Genomic DNA, 20,428 nt, shown 5'->3' with positions numbered 1-20,428 from the left:
CCTCATCCAAAACCATTCGCTCATCCCATGAGGAAATCCCCGTTTTCTATGAGCTTTTTGAGTTCCAGGGATAGTTCGCGGGCCCTTAACCTGTCTGACTGTCTGCATATGATGGGCACTGCCAGTTCACCTATCCTGACTGTCCCGGTATCCATCTCATATGCTCCTGAAGGACAGGACCATGCGCATACTCCACAGCCGAAACACCTGTCAAGGTCCAGGCCGTTATCGATGGCATGTGTGGGGCACCTCCTGGCTGCAAGGCAGACCGCGCAGTCTGTGCACCTCTCTGGGTGGTGGACAGGTCTCACGTCACCACTCCAAACATCCTCATAGGTTATCTCAGTTATAACCCTTGAACGATCCCTTACATCAGCAACAGGAAGTTTTATATCTGAATTAAGTACCATGAGGTTCTCAAGAACCCTTTCTGATGTTACCGGTACTGGAACCGCCACTGTGTTAAATATCTCTGGACCTGCTGCTGTCCGGAATCCTCCGATGTAACGGGGTTTCATGTCGTGGAGGTCGCCGCTGAGCATGAGGTTCGGCTTTATGGGGCTACTCCTTGTACCCTCTCCCAGTACTATGGCCCTGGCCCCGTTCAGAAGCACCCCGGTACCCTGATGGACGGTCTCCATTGATGGATCGTTTTCAAGGGGGTTGATGTCACCGCAGCCAGAGAAGGAAAGACCGCCGCAATTTTCTGGCATTTCAAATGCATTGAATATGGATTTCACTGGTGTTTCTCCTGGATTGACAAGGGCTGTGTAATTCCTGAAGGCCATGCGTGTACCAACTATCCTGGCTGTTTCAATATCATCCATGGTGACCGTTGACTCAACCACCCTGCCCTCCACAGACGTGACCCTGACCTCGACCTCAGATCCCAGGAGTAGGTCCCTGAACAGAAAACCTCCCCCATAGTCAGGGTCCTCCCTGCTGTGACCGGTCCCGTAGATGAAGAGGTCGACCGACCCGAGGTTCTCATTTGGGCATGGGCCAGGATAGGCAGGTATTCCGTTCAGCTCAACACTGGCTGCCTTGCGGAAGGAGCCCGGCTCTGACACTCTAAGGTGCATGACCGCTGCTGTGCCTGACATGACACCACAGGTGGCTGTGGTTACCACGTCAACCTCATCAGCTGATGGGACGTCACCATCACGGACCATGTCCTTTATCTCATCTGCTGTGAAGACAGCTGCATCCCCTTCAAGTATTCTCTCGTTTATCTCAGAGACGTGCCTGTCCAAATTAAACCCCCTGCAGTCACAGTGAACCCGCCAGTTCCTCGAACGGTTCGGCCACAATGACATCAGTTCCTCACAGTACTGAGTGCAGCTCTCGCCTCCTCAAGGGCCTCATCCACTTTATCGGTCGCGGGCCCTGCTCCCTGTGCAAGGTGAGGTCTGCCTCCACCTCCACCTCCAAGCACGGCTGCAGCCTGTGATATGACCTCGTTGATCCTCAAACCTGCCTTTACAGCATCTTCAGATGCTGCTCCGACGATTTTGCCTTCAGGGTTCGCCAGGACAACGGCGTCGACTGTGGCTGATAGTTCAAGGGCCATGTTCTTCATCTCATCCATATCTGCATCGACGGTGTCGATTATCACCGTTAGGTCATTGATCCTCTCAGCCCTATCCTTCATCTCAAGGATCTTCAGTGACGCGACCTTCTCCTTGAGGCGTGAGACCTCATTTCTGAGGGCCTTCCACTCTGTGAAGAACCTTTCACAGGTCCCTGGAAGCTGTGATGGTGTGACCTTGAATATGTCTGAGCTCTCCCTCAGGATGTCCCCTGTCTTCTGCATGATCTCAATGGCTGCTGATCCGGCAGAGAACTCTATCCTCTCAACTCCATCCTGTATGCGTTCTGTTCTGTTTATCCTGATGAGTCCGATGTCCCCTGTCCTGTGGACATGGGTACCTGCACAGGCCTGGACATCCACACCTGGAATCTCAACCACCCTTATCCTGGAGCCGGGTACAACTCCGCCCTGGTACAGTATGAATCCATACTTCCTCTCTGCAAGGTCCCTGTCCATCCACCTGACCTTCAGGGGTACGTTCATCATGACATACTCATTTGCAAGTCTCTCTATCTCCTGGAGCTCTTCCAGTGTTATTCTTCTGTAGTGGGACAGGTCTAGGCGTGAACTTTTAACTCCCTTCTGGGCCCCTGCCTGCCATATGTGGTCTCCCAGGACCTTTCTTGCCGCTGAAACTATGAGGTGGGTTGCTGTATGGTTTCTTGTGAGCTGAAGCCTTCTATCTGAATCAATAAATCCCCTGATGGTTGTTCCAGGTTCTATGCAGATTTCATCGTCTGTTCTGTGAACAACAACGGCACCTATCTTCTCTGCATGTTTTATTCTGAGTCTGCAGCCTTCAGCTGTAATGTATCCCGTATCTGAGGGCTGACCACCTCCCTCAGGGTAGAAGAGTGTTCTGTCGAGTATCAGGCCATTCTCATGTATGCCTATGACCTCTGCCTGGAATTCCAGGTCATCGGGTTCATCATAGAATAGAAGCTCTGTTGCCGGGTAGTCCAGGTGTACATCCTCCTCCGGCATCTCGGTTTCTGTTTCATTCCTCTCTGCTACGAGGGTGTAGAAGTTGTCTGGAATTTTAACCTGAAAACCGGATTCCTCTGCTATCTCACCGATGGTCTCAGGGGGGATTCCATGGGAGTCATATAGTTTTATGAGGATTTCCAGGGGCATCTCTGCTTTTCCATCCCTTTTAAGGTATTTTATTGTCTTCTCAACAATCCTGCGGCCCCTCTTCACTGTCCTTGCATAGCGGTGTTCCTCGAGGTCGATGATGTTCAGTATGTGCTCATGATGACTCCTTATCTCAGGGTAGTGGCCCTCAAGGAACTCCACCTGGATGTTCATTATATCCTTAAGTGACTCCTTCATACCAAGGTCCTTCATGAGCCTCAGGGTCCTCCTGATTATGAGCCTTGCAAGGTATCCCTCCTTCACGTTTGAGGGTATGACCCCGTCTGCAAGCATGAATGCGAGGCACCTTGTATGGTCGGCTATGGCGTAAACTGATTCCATTGGGGCGGCTGCACGTTCCAGTTCCTCCACTGAGATGCCAAGTTTATCCGCTACCCTCTTCCTGAGTTCCCTTAAATCAGCGTAGGTCTCTATGTCCATCATTCCGGCCACTTGGGCGTTCTCTGCAAGTATCTCCTCATCGATCTTCACGCCTGTCAGTTCGACCAGTTTCTCGATTACCGGGCCAAGGCAGGCATCGTAGGCTGTTGGTGTCCCCTGTGATATCCAGGCGAACCTTTCAAGGCCATAGCCTGTGTCAACTATCTTGAGGGGGATCTCCTCCCTGCCACCATCAGGGAGGGTGCGGTACTGTATGAAGACGAGGGTTGCAAGTTCAACGCCCCTGACGCATACCTCATAGCAGGGCCCCTCGTTTCCACCTCCCTGCCACCAGGACTCTATGAATGTTATCTCAGATGGATCAATACCTATATGTGTTAAAAAGTCATGACAGTACTTTATGGTTTCTTCTTCCCAGTAGACAGTGTTATCCTCAGAATTGAATGCATGATGACCCCCCATTGTGAAGCATGTGAGATGTCTTCCTGTTCTTCCAACATTATCAACGTCATTGAGTCTTATTGATGGCTGCGCAACCACGAGGGGGTTTGCAGGGGGTTTCACCAGGCCAGATGTGACCCATGGTTGAAAGTTGTATATTGATGCCCCGACAAGGAATACGTCGTCCCGCCAGCGTTTTGCAAGTACCGGGTACCTCCTGATGGGTTCATGGCCCCTTTCGGCGAAGAACTCCATGAATTTATCCTGTATCTCATAGAGGTCATAGCTCCTGTCTGTGGCAGGGTTACCGATGAACCCGTATTCATCACAGGGGGCGTCTCCACATGTTGCACGTTCCTTCATAGACCAGAAGGTGTTTCCACAGGACCTGCATTCATACTTTCTGTATCCAAGTTTTTCAAGCTGATGGGACATGGTAATCATTGAAAACAGTTTTTATAAATAGAATCAGAATTAAGAAAAATAAATTTTTTGCCATTACAGAGTGGCAGAGGAAAAAAATAAAGGGGGATTTAACCGAAGAGTGCGCCGAGACCGGCTGCTGCTTCCTCTTCAGCTTCCTCTTCTTCCTCTTCTTCCTCAGCTTCTTCTTCAGCCTCTTCGGCTGCTGCTGGTGCTGCAGCTGCTGCTGGTGCTGCTGCTACAGCTGTTGTTTCCATTGCCTCTTCGATATCAACGTCTTCAAGGGCTGCTATGAGAGCCTTGACCCTTGCATCGTCCACTTCAGCGCCTGCTGCTTCAAGGACGCTTTTAACGTTTTCTTCGTTGATTTCCTTACCTGTTGTGTGCAATAACATTGCTGCGTATATGTATTCCATATGATCACCTCAAATTTTATTTTTTATGGGTTAACTATTGCCAGTAAAGTGTTCATCCGAAGAGTGCGCCGAGACCGGCTGCTGCATCCTCTTCTTCCTCTTCTTCTTCCTCTTCAGCTTCTTCTTCAACCTCTTCCTCTTTTTCTTCAGGGGCTGGTGCTGCTGCCCTTGAAGACAGCTTCTCCTTCAGTTCATCATCAACTGCCTCATCATTAATCTCCGCAGCTGCAGCGGCCAGTGCAAGCATCTGTGCATAGGCCTTTGCAAGCAGGAGGTCTGTTGTTTCTGATGTGAGTATTGATGCATTGTATGCAAGGTTGAATGACTTTGAAGCTGCCTTCTGGATGATAGCAGGCATTGTCTCCCTGGTGTATATAACAGCGTTGACTGAGAGGTTGAATGCCTGTGAAAATGCCTTCTGGATATCAGACAGGGTCTTCTCTTCATCGATGGTCAGTACGTCTGCAGTGTAGACGGTCTGATTTTCATAGGCTGCTCTGAGATCTATTCCCACCTCAAGTGGCTGTATGTCAAGTCTGGTTAATATCCCGGCCACCTTGGGGGGAATCTCCTCCCCTGCCTTCACAACGACGTGGTCATTTGAAACCACAATCTTGCCCTTCTCGATCTTGGCAGGGATACCTATCTGCTGCAGTTCACCCAGTATCGGGCCCGGTGCAAATCCGGTATCCCCCTTGGGGACAACTATGTCATCCGGGGCTATGGCCCCTGGTTTGGCTGGAGCAGGAGTTTTACTGTCCTCAAGGATCTTGAAGAGCTTGAAGGGATTCATGTCTGTGAATATGAGTGCAGGCTGCCCCTCCATGTAATCGGAGAGTGAATCAACATTTTCAAGTTCTCTGCCAGCTTTCTCAAGGGCAAGGCTGATCAGGGTCTTCTTGGACATTCTGATGAGTGCACTGTCACGGAGTGTCTGGCGCATCTTCTGGAGCTGCCTTGCAGGTATGTCTGCAAGGTTGGCTATACCAACCACTTCATAACCTTTAATAAGGTCATGGAGCTCCTGAACCTCTTTCTTCTTCCATTCAGCCACGTGAGCCATTTAAATCACCCTCACTACCGGGCCCATGGTTGTCTTAACGTACATGGACTTTAACTGGTTTCTTCCCTTCTCAAGTTTACGGTCGATTGTCTGAAGAACCGCCTCTATGTTCTCGGCAAGCTTCTCATCGTCCATGTCCTCGGTACCAACCACTGTATGAACCACTGGCTGGTCCTTGATTCTAACCTTAACCGTGTCCCTGAGTTTATTCAGGATGGGCTCCGGGTTTATTGTTGCTGGCACCGGTTTGGGCATCTTCTTTCTGGGTCCGAGAACGGGCCCCATGAATCGACCCACCAGGGGCATCATATCTGCCTGAGCCACAAAGAATTCATACTGGTTGGCAAGTTTCTTTGCTTCCTTACGGTTTTTGCCAAGTTCTTCAAGTTCATCCTTGGTTATCACAAGGTCGGCCCCTGCATTTTTAGCCTGGAGGGCCAGTTCCCCATCGGCGATCACGGCAATCTTCACATCCTTACCGCGGCCGTTGGGTAGAGAAACTTCCTCGTCAAACCTGTTCTCTGGTTTATTGACGTCAAGGTCCTTGATGTTAAGAATAACATCCATGGACTGTGTGAAGTTTCTCGGCCTTGAAAGTTCCTTGGCCTTCTTCACCGCTTCCATTATCTCTTGTTGCATTCTGAATCCTCCATGAACTTCAAAAAATAAGTTCATATGATGGGGTTAGTTATGTGGTTTTCAAGATTTATAAATTTTTATGATGTGAGGAGGTCATCATAGACTCCCTGGTCAACCTCCCTCTGAACCTCACGGGGGTCCTTACCGTTCACTGTTATACCCATGCTGACACAGGTACCCATTATCTCCTTGACTGCACGTTTGTAGTCATTTGAGAGGAGCGCATCGAATTTCATCCTGGCGATCTTCAGCACCTGTTCCATTGAAATGTCTGCTATCTTATCCATCCCTGGATCCTGGGACCCCTTCTCCAGCTTGAGTTCATCCATGATGAGGGCAGTTGTTGGAGGGGTACCCACTTCAACCTCAAAGTCCCTTGTATCAGTGTCCACTATGATCTTTACAGGGACCTTCATCCCCTCAAAGTCAGCTGTCTTGCGGTTTATCTCCTCAACTACCTGCATCATGTTAATTCCAAGCGGACCAATCGCAGGACCCAGAGGTGGTCCTGGAGTGGCTTTTCCACCATCAATAAGAATTTCAACGGTTTCTTTAGCCATTAATCAGCCTCCTTTTGTATTATTCTAATCTGATCACCTTTAACAGTTACTGGAATGGGCACGGCCGCCTCTATGAGTTCAAGTACAACTTCCTCCCTTGACTCATCTATGCGGATAACCTTTGCCCTTTCACCCTTAAAGGGTCCGGATATGAGTTCAACAATGCTTCCCTTCTTAATGGATGATATTATGGGCTCTGGCTTGAGGAACCTTTTAACCTCTTCAAAGTCGATCTCGGCCTCACCCTCTGTTTTACTTTCAACTACACCCCTGAGGTGGGGTACCCTTATTGCAGGGTTTCTCATGTCAATCTTTGATGAGGACTCCACCAGGATGTATCCCCTCAGTGATTCCGGGACAAGAATAGCGTTTATCTCTATACCACTATCCCTAACCTTTCTTGCAAGCATCCTGGCCACATTTTTCTCCTGACCCACAGAGGTCTTAAGGGCATAGATGGAATTTTTACTATCTTCCATTAAGAACACAACCTCATATATATAATTCACTCTACAGACCTTAACCCATCCAGATGCTAGCCCCCGAGGAGCTGGGCAATTATACTTATTATGAATCCAATGACGCCTATTATTATTATACCTATACCGGTTACCTTTGACACGTTGAGGTATTCCTCACGGCTCGGTTTCTTTGAAACCCTCAATACCCTCTTTGACTGTTTTATAAAATTTAAAATAGACTCCCTGTATTTCATGGTTTATCCCCGCTATTTATATAGTTAAAAAACAAGGGCTAGGATTGGGATGAGTGATGGAGTAATCTATCCTTCAAGATTTATAAAGGTTTTCCTTGAGTGGGGGTGTGTGGAAGAATATCAGAATACTCCATCTATAAATTCTTCCAGGACGGACTCATCGACTGAGTCCTTTTCACGCTGTTTTTCCTCCAGGAACTCCTTCTCTGCAGAGCCATGGGCCCCATAGATGTAGGGTGACCTTACACCCGCAACAACGATGGTCGTTCTTATGACGTTCTGCAGTTCATCCTGAATCTGGGCACCCCATATTATGTTTGCATCGGGATCAAGTTCCTCGGCAACAACCTCCACGATCCTTTCGGCCTCCTGGAGGGTCAGGTCTGAACTACCAGATATGTTTATAAGGGCTCCCCTTGCATTGGATATGTCAAGATCCAGCAGCGGACTGTTAAGGGCCTCATAAACTGATTCTAGGGCCCTGTCACCGGATTCGGCCTCGCCCATTCCAATCATGGCCATTCCTGAACCCTTCATTATGCTCCTCACATCCGCAAAGTCGAGGCTCACCAGTCCGGGTTTGGTTATGAGTTCAGTTATACCCTTAACCGCCCTTCCAAGGATCTCGTCTGCAACCATGAAGGCCTTGTTGAGGGGCAGGTTGGGTGCAACCTCCAGTAGCTTGTCATTGGGTATGACAATGACTGTATCTGCAGCGCTCTGGAGTTTCTCAAGACCCCTCTCAGCATTCTCCCTCCTTTTAAGGCCCTCTGCACTGAAGGGCATGGTTGCAACGGCTATCGTGAGGGCACCCGCCTTTTTGGCAAGTTTTGATATCACAGGTGCGGACCCTGTTCCCGTGCCACCCCCAAGGCCACAGGTTACAAAGACCATGTCAGCCCCTTCGAGTTCCCTGCGAATATCATCCTCACTTTCCTCTGCGCATTCCTCTCCCACTTCAGGGACGCCGCCAGCTCCAAGACCACCACAGACATTCTTACCTATGAGAAGCTTCCGGTTAGCCACGGAGTAAAAGAGGTCCTGGGCATCTGTGTTAACGGCTATGGTCTCAGCGCCCTCTACTCCAATCTCACTGAGCCTTGTTACGGTGTTGTTGCCCGCCCCGCCGGTCCCAACAACGTATATCTTGGCTCTGCTATTTTCAATTATTTCCCGGAGTTCCCTGTCAATTTCTGAATTCATTGAGCTGGAAGATGGCTTTTCCCTTTTCTCAGATTCCTTTATGGCATCGTTAATGAATTTCAATTACTACCCCCACACTTATCTATGAAATATGTTATTGTGATAAGACATATTTAAAAGCAACGGTTAATCTGGCACCGATGGAGCCATGGCTCACATTCAAAATTAAAAATCAATTTCTGTGACCTCTGAAAATACCGGCTCAAGGTTGGGGCAAAATAAAATTATTGATGGTCCACGTGGCCATGAATATCATGAATCTGGGCGGGACCCCCCATCATGACATGTTATGAAAAAGTTATGGCCTGGGCATGGCAATTACCTCATGGATCCTGAGGTCGAATACACTGTTCATATGGGCGGGTGTGAGTACAAGGGCGGTGTCAGCACCCCATGCTGTCCCACCTATGGCTATAACCTCTTCATCAACGGGGATGAGGCCAGCATCTGCAGCCATTATGGCTATCTCAACACATACCTTGAATCCCTGGGAGACCATCCTCAGGGTTTCAGCCATTATCTCCACGGGTGTGACACCACCAAACCTGTTTGATATCCCTCTTCCAACGCCACTGAGGGCATGTGAACCCGCATAAACATTCACACCCCTCTCAAGGAGCGCATCCCTTGCCTCGTCCTCCAGTTCAAGTTGACCCTTCTCCCTGAAACCTGCATGATGGGTTACTGATACAATGTTACCTTCAACCATTTCAGATAATCTCAGGGCTGTCTCACCTGAAACAGATGCCACAACAAAATTCCTGATTCCGAGCTGGTCAGCCCTCTCCCCTACAAGTTCAAGGACCCTCTCTGTATTTTCCTTACCTGGTTCCTCAAAGTAGCATATCTTCTTCTCCATGAAAACACCACCTACTTATATATACCTGATCTCAAATTATATTTGGATATATTTATGGCAGGTATAGGAAAAATTTTTATAAAGGTAGTAAACATATGAATCCTAATTAATATGGATCCCGTTATTTCTGACTCAAACAGAAGGTGATGTTATGAACGCCTTTGATTTTCTCACCCCCCCAAGGAGTGGGAAACCTCGAAAAAATGGAATAACCATGGTTCTTGATAAGGGAATGGGTCCCGCAAGCGCCCGTGACCTCATGGAGATATCATCAGATTACGTTGACTTCATAAAGTTTGGATGGGGAACACTCCCCCTCCACAGACGCGACACTGTAAAGGAAAAGGTAGATATGTACAGGTCATTCGATGTGGAACCCTATCCAGGGGGCACGCTATTCGAGATAGCCCATCTCAACGATAAAGTGGAGGAATACTTCCAGGAGGCCCGTAGCCTTGGCTTTGAAACACTTGAGATATCAAACGGGACTGTGGAAATTGAAACTGAAGAAAAATGCCGGCTCATTGAAATGGCTGTCGATGAGGGATTCATGGTCCTATCAGAGGTCGGTAAAAAGGATCCTGAAAGGGACAGGCTCCTCGAACCCGATGATAGGGTCAGACTTGTGAGGGCTGACCTCAGGGCAGGCGCATCAATGGTTCTCATGGAGGCCCGTGAGAGCGGACAGAACATAGGTATATACGATGAGAGGGGAAACATAAGGGAGGACGAATTCAACCACCTCACTGACAGACTCCCCATGGACAGGATAATATGGGAGGCGCCTCAGAAAAGTCAGCAGGTTTACTTCATTTTAAAGATTGGACCAGATGTTAACCTTGGAAACATACCCCCTGAAGAGATAACAGCCCTTGAAACAATACGCAGAGGCTTGAGGGGAGACACTCTCGGAAAGGTGAATCTTTAATGATAGAGAAAATTACTGTAATCGGCGGTTATGATAAGTTCGGAGAAAAGGAGCCCGTAGAGCGGGTTGAAATAAAGAAGGGTGAAATATTTGGAGTTGTTGGTCCCACAGGCAGTGGTAAAAGTTCACTTATAGGAGATATTGAACAGCTGGCCCAGATGGACACCTTCTCAAAGAGGAAGATCCTTGTGAACGATGAAGAGCCAAGCTATGAGGACCGAACAAATCCCCGGAAAAAGATGGTCGCCCAGCTATCACAGAACATGAACTTCCTGGCCGATATGACTGTGGGAGATTTCCTGAGCCTTCATGCCAAGTGCAGGGGCGCCAGTGAGAAGTGTGTGGACCGCGTCATTGAACTTGCAAACACCCTCACAGGAGAGCCCATCAAAAAGGAGCATGACCTCACAATACTCAGCGGGGGTCAGTCACGGGCATTGATGGTTGCAGACGTGGCGATAATAAGTGACTCCCCCATTGTACTCATAGACGAAATTGAGAATGCGGGTATAAGGAAGCACGACGCCCTCAATGTGCTGGCAGGGCATGGAAAGATCGTCCTTGTTGTAACCCATGACCCTGTACTTGCACTCATGACCGATAAGAGGATCGTCATGAAGCACGGTGGTATGCAGAAGATAGTCACCACAACCCCCCAGGAGAAGAGAATATCCCGGGAACTGAACAAGATAGATGAACTAATGCTCAGCCTCCGTGAAAAGGTCCGGAGGGGTGAGCTGGTTGAGGACATAGACCTGAGCGAAATAATAAATGAGTCCCAGTAAGATATGGATCTGAAGGATAAGGCCTAATTCAGGAGAGAGAAGTGAAACCTATGAGAATGGTAATTGTTGCCGGAACACCTGGATCTGGAAAAACAGCGGTGCTGATGCACACCCTCAGGAGCCTCAAATCAAGGGGATTGAAGTCATCCGTTGTAAAGATAGACTGCCTATACACCGACGACGATAAGAAATTTGAGAAGGTCGGGGTGCCAACACTGGTTGGCCTGTCAATGGACATGTGCCCGGACCACTACGCCATCTACAACATAGACGACATGATAAAGTGGGCTGAGAAGAACGAGTCAGACTTCCTGATCGTCGAAACAGCAGGGCTATGTCACCGCTGCGCCCCCTACACAAAGAACTGTCTGGGAGTATGTGTCATAGACGCCACCAGCGGACCAAACACTCCCCTTAAGGTTGGTCCTTTCCTCTCAACCGCCGATATCGCGGTGGTGACCAAGGGAGACATGATATCCCAGGCAGAGAGGGAGATATTCAGGGAGCGCATACTGGAGGTTAACCCCTCAGCAAAGATAATAGAGGCCAATGGCCTCAGCGGGCAGGGATGCATGGAACTTGCAGAGGAGATGATCGAAAGCAGGGAGGTTTCCCTTGAAAACGAGGAGCTCCGGCACTCAGCACCCCTGGCAGTGTGCACACTCTGTGTCGGTGAGACAAGGGTTAACAAGAAGCATCACAGGGGAATACTCAGGAGAATAGACGGCTTCCAGACCTACGAAGGAGAATGAGGAGAGGATCTTTCAGATGTCCCAGGATAAATCCCTTAAAGAAGAGGTAACTGCTCTGCTCCCAGGATACAACTGCGGGATCTGTGGCTATGCAAGGTGTGATGAGTATGCGGCCGCTCTGCTCAAGGGAAGGGCTGAGATCGACAGATGCCACTTCATGTACCAGGAACTCTTTGCCGATAACCTGAAAAGACTCCAGGACATCCTTAAGGAGGAGAAACTCCTTGAGGAGGAGAAGAAGATCTTCGGTGTCCTTGACGGATACGAGGCCGACTTCATACTGAAACCGCTGCCCGATGAGGGCTCCTGCCGGGAGATCCTCTTCCCATTCACGTCCACTGAACTGCGGAAGGGGGATATAATCAGATACAGACCCCTTGGATGTCCAATAACCCACTTTGCAGAGATACTGGATGAGAACCATGGCCTCATAACGGTGCACATCGTTGGACCATGCCACCGCCTCGGCATGGATGACTTTGAATACAGGGACATCGGAGTCTGCATGGTTGGTGGCTTTGAGGGTGTGATCGAGGGTGAGCTACCGAATATCGGTGAAACCGTACGTTTCCTGCCAGCCCACTGCATGATGCAGAAGGTCCACTCAGGAGTTGTTGTCCAGCTTGAGGGTAGAAGGGCTGTTATAGAGGGAATAGACCTCAAGGTATGGGCACCACCAGTGAAGGCCAGATGAAAATGTCCCCTGAGTACAGGACAGTGCCCGTGGTGACGGGTTACATAGAACCGGGTGCAGGTTTCTCAGAGATCATCGAGAGGGCCGGTGAGCTTGCCCGGGATGGAGATTTTCTTGTCATCTCAGAGACACCGGTCTCGGTCGCCCAGGGAAACCTGGTCGATGAATCCCGTTTCGAACCATCCATAACTGCAGTGCTGCTGGCAGATATCTGGTCAAAGTACATCTGGGGCTACCTCCTGGGCCCGATCCTCGGCATGAAGAGGAGGACCATAAGGAACCTCAGAAGACTGCCGCCAGAGGCAAGGGCCCATAAGGAGGTTGTTCTGAGATACTATGGACTTAAACACGCCCTTAAGCCGGCTTCCGAGGCCGGTATTGATCTGAGTAATGTGCCGGGGACCCTTGTTTCACTTCTACCTGAAAACCCATCTGGGGTGGCAAATCTTATTGCCGGTGAGATCCTGCGGAGGTTCGGTGCAGATGTTACCACGGTTATAATCGATACCGATGCAACCTACAGTATACTTGGAAGATACTTCACCTCCCTCCCCCTTTCAGTGCCTGGCATAAGGTCAGATACAGGATTCCTGGGTTACCTTGCAGGGCGGTTCTCTGGAAGAACCTGGCCCACACCCCTTGCATCCTCAAGGCCCGTGAAACTGGAGGTGCTCCTTGAGGTTGCATCAGCTGCAGAGGAATACCACCGCAGGAATACAGAGAGGGCAACGGTCTATGATATGGCCAGGGAATTCAGTGGCAGACCAGGGAATATCACAGTGGAGATGCTATCCTCGGTTGAGCACACACCGGCGGTTATTGTAAGACCTCCATGATAAACTCATATGATAAACAATTTTCGTATTAAACTGGCCCCTTTATAAAATTTTAAATAAGATTAGGCACATAAATTGGAGTGCACTCAAAAAATTTGATGATCAGCATACCCGGTATGCAGTTATTTTTCAAGCTGGAGGATTTCAATTGATTGATGAACAGGTGTTACAAGAGTTGATCCATGAAGTTATCACTGAAGAAGAAGAGGAAGAGGCCATACCAGTTCTGGAGTGCCTCATGAAGGGCAAGGTAACAGATGAGGAGATATCAGAGAAAACGCAGCTTAAACTCAACATAGTCAGGAGGATACTCTACAGGCTCTATGATGCAGGTGTGGCAAGTTACAAGAGGAGCAAGGACCCCGAAACACAGTGGTACACCTACACCTGGAAATTTGAGCCTGAGAAGGTTACAGAGATGATAAAAAGGAAGCACAGCGAGATAGTAAGAAAGCTGAGGGAAGCCCTTGAGTTTGAGGAAAACAACATGTTCTTTGTATGTGTAAATGGGCACTACAGATTCACCTTTGATGAGGCCACAGAAGAAAACTTCACATGCCCTGAATGTGGTTCAAAAATGGAGTTCATGGATAACTCTGAAATAATACAGGAGATAAAGGACGAACTCAGTCTCTATGAGAATAACGGATTCGACTCCATAAAAACCACAACAATAAACTCCTAGAACAGCAGATTCGGCTCCATAAAAACCACAACAATAAACTTCCCGTATATACTCCTGATTCTGATCAATCATAGTGGTGTCTCCTTGAGCCTACGTTTACTCCGGGTTGTTGGATGTCCCGAGTGGGTGATAGACCACTCCCTAGCCGTCAGAAAAAAGGCCCTCGAGTTATCACGTGAACTCCCGGTTGACATGAAGCTGGTGGAGGAGGGAGCCATTCTTCATGATATAGGCCGCTGCAGGACCAGCGGTGTTGAACACGCGGTGGAGGGTGCGCGCATCCTTGAAGGATTTGGTTACCCCCCCGAAGTTGTGAGGATAGTTGAAAGACACGTGGGGGCAGGTATACCCCCTGAGGAGGCAAAGGCCCTGGGACTTCCTCCAGGAGATTACATGCCAAGAACCCTCGAGGAGAAGATTGTTGCCCATGCAGATAACCTCATAAATGGCTCTGATGAAGTTGATATTGATTTTGTAATAAAAAAATGGTCTGATCGCCTTGGAGCAGACCACCCTTCAATAGAAAGTCTTAAAAGGCTTCATGAAGAGCTTCTGGGACACCTATAAGCCCTGGAGACTTAAAGGGCTTCGTAATAGCCATCAGAATGTCCCCTGGAAACTGGGGATATCAAGGAATCTCCTGGAAATATAATCCCCTTCTAACTCTGTAAAAAAGGAAACCACTTTAACCAGTATCCACATATTAGGTTACAGTACCAGCGGGAGGGGGTTATATAAACAGAAAAACGGAATGTCTGTGTCCCGATTGTCCCAGCTATCCTGATCATGGGGATGGTGAACTTTTCTTCTGTGAAGGCAGGAGCAGCAGGTATGAGGTTGAGGAGAGGGGTTGCCTCTGTGCATCATGCCCCATATACCGGGAGTATGGTCTCAGGGAGCTTTACTTCTGTAACACAGAATCACTGAATGGCATAAGGATGAGAAGACAGAGAAGATCCGAGGATGACCGTGAATATCTCAAAATAGTCCAGATAAAAAGGATAGCCCATAGTGGGGAGGTCCCGGTTGAGTCCATGGGATCCGAGAAGAGGCTGCCCCTGGGACTTGATGATCTACACTTCCTTCCGGCACAGGTCTCAAAAATCCCCCTCAATGCAGAGGACCCGGTTAAAACTGATGTAATCATCGGACCTGAATCAAAAAGACCTCTGCGGCTCAAATCCCCCATAATAATAAGTGGTATGAGCTACGGGGCGGTTTCAGAGAAGACCCGTATAGCCATTGCATCCGTTGCAGACCGACTTAAGATTGGATTCAACTCGGGTGAAGGTGGAGTACTGCAGAGGGAACTTGAAAAGGCAGGCGATTACCTCATAATCCAGTATTCCACCGGAAGGTTCGGTATCACCGAGGATGTGCTCAGGGGTGCTGCTGCAATAGAGATAAGATTTGGTCAGGGTGCATATCCCGGTAAAGGAAGTTATCTCCCTCCAGACAAGATAAGCCCTGATGTTGCAAGGGTCCGTGGGCTTGCCCCCGGTGAGGGGTCATATTCGCCTGCACACCACCATGATATACGTGATCAGATGGAACTCGAAGAGAAGGTCAAAGAGCTCAGAAAAATGAGTGGAGGGGCACCCATAGGTGCCAAGATAGGGTGTGGCAACGTGGAGGATGACGTTAAGGCCCTGCTTGATGCTGGAGTAGATTTTATAAGTCTTGACGGTTTTGGTGGGGGTACTGGAGCTGTTAACCCACATATAAGGGACAACACAGGCATCCCCCTCATCGCAGCCATACCACGGGCCGTTAAAACCGTCATCAATGAGGGTCATGGCGATAGGGTGTCCCTCATTGCAGGTGGGGGTCTCAGGACAGCCGCTGACATGGCAAAGTGTCTCGCCCTGGGTGCTGATGCTGTCTACACAGGTACAGCGGCACTCATAGCCCTCAACTGTCAGCAGCACAGGTTATGCCACACCGGCAAGTGTCCGACGGGGATAACAACCCATGATCCTGACCTGCTGAAACACATGGACCTGGAGAGGGCCATTGAAGGACTTGAAAACTTCATAAGGGTTTCAACGGCTGAGATTGCCGACTTTTGCCAGGATCACCGGAAAGGATGATGTGAAGAAACTGAACCCCGAGGACCTCGTCGCCCTTAAAAAGGATGTCGCCGAATTAACAGGCGTAAAATGGTTGAAAGGTACTTAAGGTACACTTAAAAAGGATTCTGCCCGTGAAAATGTATAATGTTGTCGAAAGCTTATTGTACTGTCTGAACTGTGGATAGGCGCTGCATGAATATGATGTGATAAAGGTTGATAGAATGAAGGTCATATGTTCAATTGAAGAATCCCTCCACCGTCCCGAGGCTGTCAGGTGGCGGGAGAGAATGAGGTTAATGAGGCCCCTGGGAGATGTTGTTGTGGTGCTTCCCTGCAGCATGAAGAAGCCCTACTCAACATCAAGGTCCCACAGAAAATTCACAGGAGTCACTAGGGGCTTCCAGGAGCTTATACTGACATCACCCTTCGGCATATGCCCCCGGGAACTCGAAAACACCTACCCCATCTCATCCTATGACGTCTCAACCATTGGAGAGTGGTCCCATGAGGAAAAGAAACTGGTGGGAGATGTCCTAAGGGAATATGTGGGTGACCTTGATGTCATAGCCCACGTGGATGGAGGTTACCTTGAGGTGTGCATGGAGTACCTTGACTCCTTCACAGCGACCAGCATGGAAGCACGGCCCACCTCGCCTGAGGCCCTGGAGAGGCTTAAGAGGGAACTTGAGAGTTATGAAAGGATCCCGCCAAGGGAGAGGCTGCTGCACATGCTTCGTTCGGTTGCAGTGTACCAGTTCGGACCTGGCGGAGAAAGGATTATACCCGAGGACTGCCGGGTCACCGGAAGATACCATAGAAAGATCCTCAAATCCGACGGCACCCAGATAGGCACCTTCATGATGGACCGTGGACTCATCTCACTCTCACCCGAGGGTGGAAGGTCCCTTTACATGCTGGGAGTGAAGTGGGTTGAGATAGACTTCAACCTTGAAAGCAACACACTCTTTGCTCCCGGTGTTTCCGACGCCGACACGGGAATCATACCAGGTGATGAGGTGGTCATAGTACAGGGAGGAGAAGTTGCAGGTGTAGGGAGGGCTGTACTCAGCGGAGATGAAATGGTGAGGGCTGAAAGGGGTGTGGCTGTCAGAGTTAGGCGAAGGACTGGTTAATCTCGCCCTGGTATCCTATTTACTGGCTTTGATTCCCTATTTAGATTGCGGGGAAAGGAACACTTTTAAATAGGGTTAGCTTAAAAATAGAGAATCACTACAGTGATTATCAAAATAGCATCTGAGGTAATAATAATGTCAGAAGAACTCCTGGAAAAGGTTAAGGAAGCTCTCAAGAAGGTTGCAGACCCACACATGGGCATAAGTATCGTGGAGATGGGTCTTGTCGAGAACATTGAAATCGAAGATAAGGGTGAAACCATAGCAAAGATAACCATCCGGCCCACAAACCCTGGATGTATGAGTGCTGCGAGGATGGCGATGGATGCAAGGAACGTCGCCGAACAGGTTGAGGGAATTGACCGGGCCGAGATCACAGTTGAAGGCCACATGATGGCCGATGCCATAAGTGAAATGGTGAATAAATAGAGCCTCAAACTCATGAAAGGGGTCCCCAGGACCGTTGCGGTTGTTGGAGTGCCGGGTACCGGTAAAACAACCGTATGCAGGATCCTATCAGGGATGGTGAGACACACCTACATAAACTATGGGGAACTGATGCTCCGGGTCGCAGGTGAGTGGAACCTTGCAGAAACCCTGGAGGACCTCTTCAAACTCCCCATGGACCAGCAACACCTTATCTGGCTTGAAGCAGCCCACAGGATAAGGAGACTGGATTACGTGCTGATGGATCTCCATGGACTCGACCGGTCCCCCCTGGGTTATCTTATTTCTCTCCCCGTTGACATCATATCCCCCGACATAATTGTAATCCTTGAATCGGATCCTCAGAGCATACTTTGGAGGAGAATGGCCGACTCAAAGATGAGGGTCAGGGAGAGCCTGGAGAGCCTCAGGGAGCATATGGAAATGCTCAGGACGTCCATGTTCGTGTGTTCAGCAGTCCTGGGCTCAGTGGTCAGCATAGTGGAAAACCATGACCCCGAAGAGGCCGCCCTTGATATCCTCGGGATAATTGAAGCCGCATGGGCTGGTGACACCACTCCATGAAAAGGGTGTGTCTCCAGAACCACAGAAAAGCATATATAGGAGTAACTCCAAAAGTTGGAATCACCCCACTGATTCTTAATATGGGCCCGTGGCTCAGGTGGTTAGAGCGCACGGCTGATAACCGTGAGGCCCTGGGTTCGAATCCCAGCGGGCCCATCCACCTTTTTATATCGGATATCTGAGAATTCAGGACTGCAGGTTCCTTGTGTATGATACAAATTCTTCCAGGAGCTCCAGGGCAGCTCCAGATTTAACTGTTCTTTTTGCAGTCTCTGTTCCCTCAGGCAGTGTATCAGCCAGGCCTGCAAGGTAGATAAGGGCTCCGGCATTTGCAAGGGCTATATCGAGTCTTGATTTCTGTTCAGGTGTATCCTCACGTCCCCTGAGGACATCCATGAACAGCTCCAGGTTCTCAGCGGTGGTTGATCCTGCCCTCAGATGTTCAAGTTCTCCCACCTCAACTCCAAAGTCAGGGGGCATCAGTCTATCAATCCTGATCTCATCATCCTCAAGGAACGCCACCAGGGTGGGGCCAACGGTTGATATCTCATCCAGGGCAGGGTTGAGGTTAGCATCGAATCCATGAACAACCATTGCACAGCGTGTTCCGAGGTTCCTGAGCACCTCAGCAACCGGGCCCACAAGCTGAGGGTCAAATACCCCCAGAAGCTGTATTCCTGCTGCAGCAGGGGATGTTAATGGTCCCAGTATGTTGAATACTGTCTTGAATCCCAGGGACCTCCTCACCGCCGCCACCCTAGCAGTTGCCCTGTGGAATAGGGGTGCGAACATGAATGAGATGCCCACATCACTGAGGGACCTCGCAGCTGCAGCTGCATCCAGTTCTATGTTCACACCTGCAGCCTCGAGTATATCTGCACCCCCACATGACCCGGTGACCGCCCTGTTACCATGCTTTGCAACCCTCACACCTGCAGCGGCTGCTATCATGGCGGCTGCTGTGCTTATATTGTATGACCTGAAACTGTCGCCTCCGGTCCCGCAGGAATCAACAACCTCATGGGACCCTGAAACCCTGACCCTGGGGGATCTATCCCGCATGGCCCTGGCGAAGCCTGTTATCTCATCCACTGTTTCCCCCTTCATTGCAAGGGCCGTTAGAATTGCGGCTATCTTAATATCATCAAGTTCACCAGCCATTATCATCTCCATCAGACTGTAGGCCTCATCCTCACTGAGGTTCCTGAAGTCCATTATTTCAGAGATCATCCTCCTGAATTTCATCCTGATCCTCCTGCGGCTTTCAGAGTGCCTGCCATTTCATGGATCCTCTGGAGCATAAGCTCCCTGTCGCCGAGGTTCCCGGATATCACGTCTATGATGGCGCTTCCGACGATAACTCCATCGGCTCCTGCATCCCTCAGCATCCTCACATGTTCGGGTCTTGATACACCGAATCCAACCATTACCGGCAGACTTCCCTCAGCCTTCACCCTTTTTATGAGTTCGATGGTTGCATCCTCAACCCTTGATCTTGCGCCGGTGACCCCCATCACCGAGACGAGGTAGTGAAATCCTGATGAGACCTCAGAGATCCTTTTGAGGCGTTCACTACCGGTTGTTGGTGCAACTATGAATATCTGATCTATATCATATTTTTCAGCGGCCCTGAGTGCATCTGAGGCCTCTTCAGGGGGGAGATCCGCTGCAAGTATCCCTGTGACCCCTGCTTCTGCAGCCCTCCGGTAGAACTCATCAACACCCATCCTGTAGATCAGGTTGTAGTATACCAGCAGGCCTATGGGTATGGAAGTGAATTCCCGGACCCTCTCTATAAGCTGGAAGCACTTCTCGGTTGTCATGCCTGCCCTGAGGGCCCGCAGATCAGCGCCCTGAACGCTTGTACCATCTGCTATTGGGTCAGAGAATGGGAAGCCTACCTCAAGGGCATCGGCCCCTGCATCCACAAGGGTCCTTATGATCTCAAGGGATGTCTCCATATCAGGGTCCCCTGCAACCACGAAGGGGACGAAGGCACAGCCATCCGCCCGTCTGAACATCTCAGCATAACTCATTGATTTAGCTCCTGACATTACAATCACACTCCCAGCAAACCAGCAACCAT

Annotated in this window: 23 protein-coding genes, 1 tRNA gene and 1 pseudogene; 13 read left to right on the top strand and 12 right to left on the bottom strand. The window is 49.6% G+C overall.

Annotation, left to right across the window (positions count from 1 at the left end; translation table 11 throughout):
* Positions 1–20: 20 nt before the first annotated feature.
* The 10 genes from MTH_RS08065 to MTH_RS08020 form a co-directional block, all read right to left on the bottom strand.
* Complete coding sequence (locus MTH_RS08065; RefSeq protein WP_010877291.1) at positions 21–1,316, bottom strand: methanogenesis marker 16 metalloprotein; 1,296 nt, start codon at positions 1,314–1,316, stop codon at positions 21–23.
* Positions 1,316–4,012, bottom strand: a complete 2,697-nt coding sequence (alaS, locus tag MTH_RS08060; protein WP_010877290.1) for an alanine--tRNA ligase — start codon at positions 4,010–4,012, stop codon at positions 1,316–1,318. Before alaS ends, MTH_RS08065 begins: the two co-directional genes overlap by 1 nt.
* A gap of 89 nt (positions 4,013–4,101) precedes the next feature.
* A complete protein-coding gene (gene rpl12p, locus MTH_RS08055; RefSeq protein ID WP_010877289.1) occupies positions 4,102–4,407 on the bottom strand; it encodes a 50S ribosomal protein P1 in 306 nt (101 codons plus the stop codon).
* 52 nt (positions 4,408–4,459) lie between these two features.
* On the bottom strand, positions 4,460–5,470 hold the full coding sequence (locus MTH_RS08050) for a 50S ribosomal protein L10 (protein ID WP_010877288.1): 1,011 nt from the start codon (positions 5,468–5,470) through the stop codon (positions 4,460–4,462).
* Entirely contained in the window at positions 5,471–6,109 is a 639-nt protein-coding gene (locus MTH_RS08045; protein WP_048061119.1) for a 50S ribosomal protein L1, read from the bottom strand.
* 77 nt (positions 6,110–6,186) lie between these two features.
* On the bottom strand, positions 6,187–6,669 hold the full coding sequence (locus MTH_RS08040) for a 50S ribosomal protein L11 (RefSeq protein WP_010877286.1): 483 nt from the start codon (positions 6,667–6,669) through the stop codon (positions 6,187–6,189).
* Entirely contained in the window at positions 6,669–7,148 is a 480-nt protein-coding gene (locus tag MTH_RS08035) for a transcription elongation factor Spt5 (RefSeq protein ID WP_048061118.1), read from the bottom strand. Before MTH_RS08035 ends, MTH_RS08040 begins: the two co-directional genes overlap by 1 nt.
* A 56-nt stretch (positions 7,149–7,204) precedes the next feature.
* A complete protein-coding gene (locus MTH_RS08030; protein ID WP_010877284.1) occupies positions 7,205–7,384 on the bottom strand; it encodes a protein translocase SEC61 complex subunit gamma in 180 nt (59 codons plus the stop codon).
* A gap of 120 nt (positions 7,385–7,504) precedes the next feature.
* Positions 7,505–8,650 (bottom strand): cell division protein FtsZ, encoded by a 1,146-nt coding sequence (gene ftsZ, locus MTH_RS08025; RefSeq protein ID WP_010877283.1) that lies wholly within the window; start codon positions 8,648–8,650, stop codon positions 7,505–7,507.
* A 235-nt stretch (positions 8,651–8,885) separates the two neighbouring features.
* Positions 8,886–9,446: a pyruvate kinase alpha/beta domain-containing protein gene (locus tag MTH_RS08020; protein WP_010877282.1), complete on the bottom strand. Its 561-nt coding sequence runs from the start codon at positions 9,444–9,446 to the stop codon at positions 8,886–8,888.
* A 151-nt stretch (positions 9,447–9,597) separates the two neighbouring features.
* Here MTH_RS08020 and comA point away from each other — a divergent pair, with 151 nt between their 5' ends.
* The 13 genes and pseudogenes from comA (at position 9,598) to MTH_RS07960 (ending at position 18,498) form a co-directional block, all read left to right on the top strand.
* Positions 9,598–10,374, top strand: a complete 777-nt coding sequence (gene comA, locus MTH_RS08015) for a phosphosulfolactate synthase (protein WP_010877281.1) — start codon at positions 9,598–9,600, stop codon at positions 10,372–10,374.
* The gene (locus MTH_RS08010) at positions 10,374–11,159 is read left to right on the top strand and encodes an ATP-binding cassette domain-containing protein (RefSeq protein WP_010877280.1); all 786 of its coding nucleotides are present in this window, start codon (positions 10,374–10,376) and stop codon (positions 11,157–11,159) included. The genes comA and MTH_RS08010 overlap by 1 nt, the downstream gene beginning before the upstream one ends.
* A 50-nt stretch (positions 11,160–11,209) precedes the next feature.
* On the top strand, positions 11,210–11,911 hold the full coding sequence (locus tag MTH_RS08005; RefSeq protein WP_173402640.1) for a GTP-binding protein: 702 nt from the start codon (positions 11,210–11,212) through the stop codon (positions 11,909–11,911).
* 16 nt (positions 11,912–11,927) lie between these two features.
* Positions 11,928–12,605, top strand: coding sequence for a (Fe-S)-binding protein (locus MTH_RS08000; protein ID WP_010877278.1), 678 nt, complete (start codon positions 11,928–11,930; stop codon positions 12,603–12,605).
* A gap of 2 nt (positions 12,606–12,607) precedes the next feature.
* On the top strand, positions 12,608–13,441 hold the full coding sequence (locus tag MTH_RS07995; RefSeq protein ID WP_010877277.1) for a coenzyme F420-0:L-glutamate ligase: 834 nt from the start codon (positions 12,608–12,610) through the stop codon (positions 13,439–13,441).
* A 148-nt stretch (positions 13,442–13,589) separates the two neighbouring features.
* Positions 13,590–14,126: a transcription factor E gene (gene tfe / locus MTH_RS07990; RefSeq protein WP_010877276.1), complete on the top strand. Its 537-nt coding sequence runs from the start codon at positions 13,590–13,592 to the stop codon at positions 14,124–14,126.
* Positions 14,127–14,210: 84 nt separating this feature from the next.
* Entirely contained in the window at positions 14,211–14,693 is a 483-nt protein-coding gene (locus MTH_RS07985; protein WP_010877275.1) for a TIGR00295 family protein, read from the top strand.
* Positions 14,694–14,860: 167 nt separating this feature from the next.
* Positions 14,861–14,977: pseudogene (locus MTH_RS10120) on the top strand (DUF2769 domain-containing protein); the annotation flags it as partial.
* A gap of 87 nt (positions 14,978–15,064) precedes the next feature.
* The gene (locus MTH_RS07980) at positions 15,065–16,216 is read left to right on the top strand and encodes a glutamate synthase-related protein (protein ID WP_010877273.1); all 1,152 of its coding nucleotides are present in this window, start codon (positions 15,065–15,067) and stop codon (positions 16,214–16,216) included.
* Between the two features lie 203 nt (positions 16,217–16,419).
* The gene (locus tag MTH_RS07975) at positions 16,420–17,331 is read left to right on the top strand and encodes a DUF5591 domain-containing protein (protein WP_048061115.1); all 912 of its coding nucleotides are present in this window, start codon (positions 16,420–16,422) and stop codon (positions 17,329–17,331) included.
* Between the two features lie 135 nt (positions 17,332–17,466).
* Positions 17,467–17,760 (top strand): metal-sulfur cluster assembly factor, encoded by a 294-nt coding sequence (locus MTH_RS07970; protein ID WP_048061319.1) that lies wholly within the window; start codon positions 17,467–17,469, stop codon positions 17,758–17,760.
* Positions 17,761–17,772: 12 nt separating this feature from the next.
* Entirely contained in the window at positions 17,773–18,342 is a 570-nt protein-coding gene (locus MTH_RS07965; RefSeq protein WP_010877270.1) for an adenylate kinase, read from the top strand.
* A gap of 82 nt (positions 18,343–18,424) precedes the next feature.
* Positions 18,425–18,498: transfer RNA gene (locus tag MTH_RS07960), tRNA-Ile, on the top strand.
* A 30-nt stretch (positions 18,499–18,528) separates the two neighbouring features.
* On the opposite strand, the gene trpD is transcribed toward MTH_RS07960, so the two are convergent.
* Both trpD and trpA read right to left on the bottom strand, forming a co-directional pair.
* Entirely contained in the window at positions 18,529–19,587 is a 1,059-nt protein-coding gene (trpD, locus tag MTH_RS07955) for an anthranilate phosphoribosyltransferase (RefSeq protein ID WP_010877269.1), read from the bottom strand.
* A complete protein-coding gene (trpA, locus tag MTH_RS07950) occupies positions 19,584–20,378 on the bottom strand; it encodes a tryptophan synthase subunit alpha (protein ID WP_083750470.1) in 795 nt (264 codons plus the stop codon). Before trpA ends, trpD begins: the two co-directional genes overlap by 4 nt.
* Between the last annotated feature and the right edge of the window lie 50 nt (positions 20,379–20,428).

The sequence above is a fragment of the Methanothermobacter thermautotrophicus str. Delta H genome (assembly GCF_000008645.1).
Lineage (GTDB): Archaea > Methanobacteriota > Methanobacteria > Methanobacteriales > Methanothermobacteraceae > Methanothermobacter > Methanothermobacter thermautotrophicus.
Note: the sequence above shows the minus strand (reverse complement) of the source record. Positions and strands in the feature narration are given on the sequence as shown.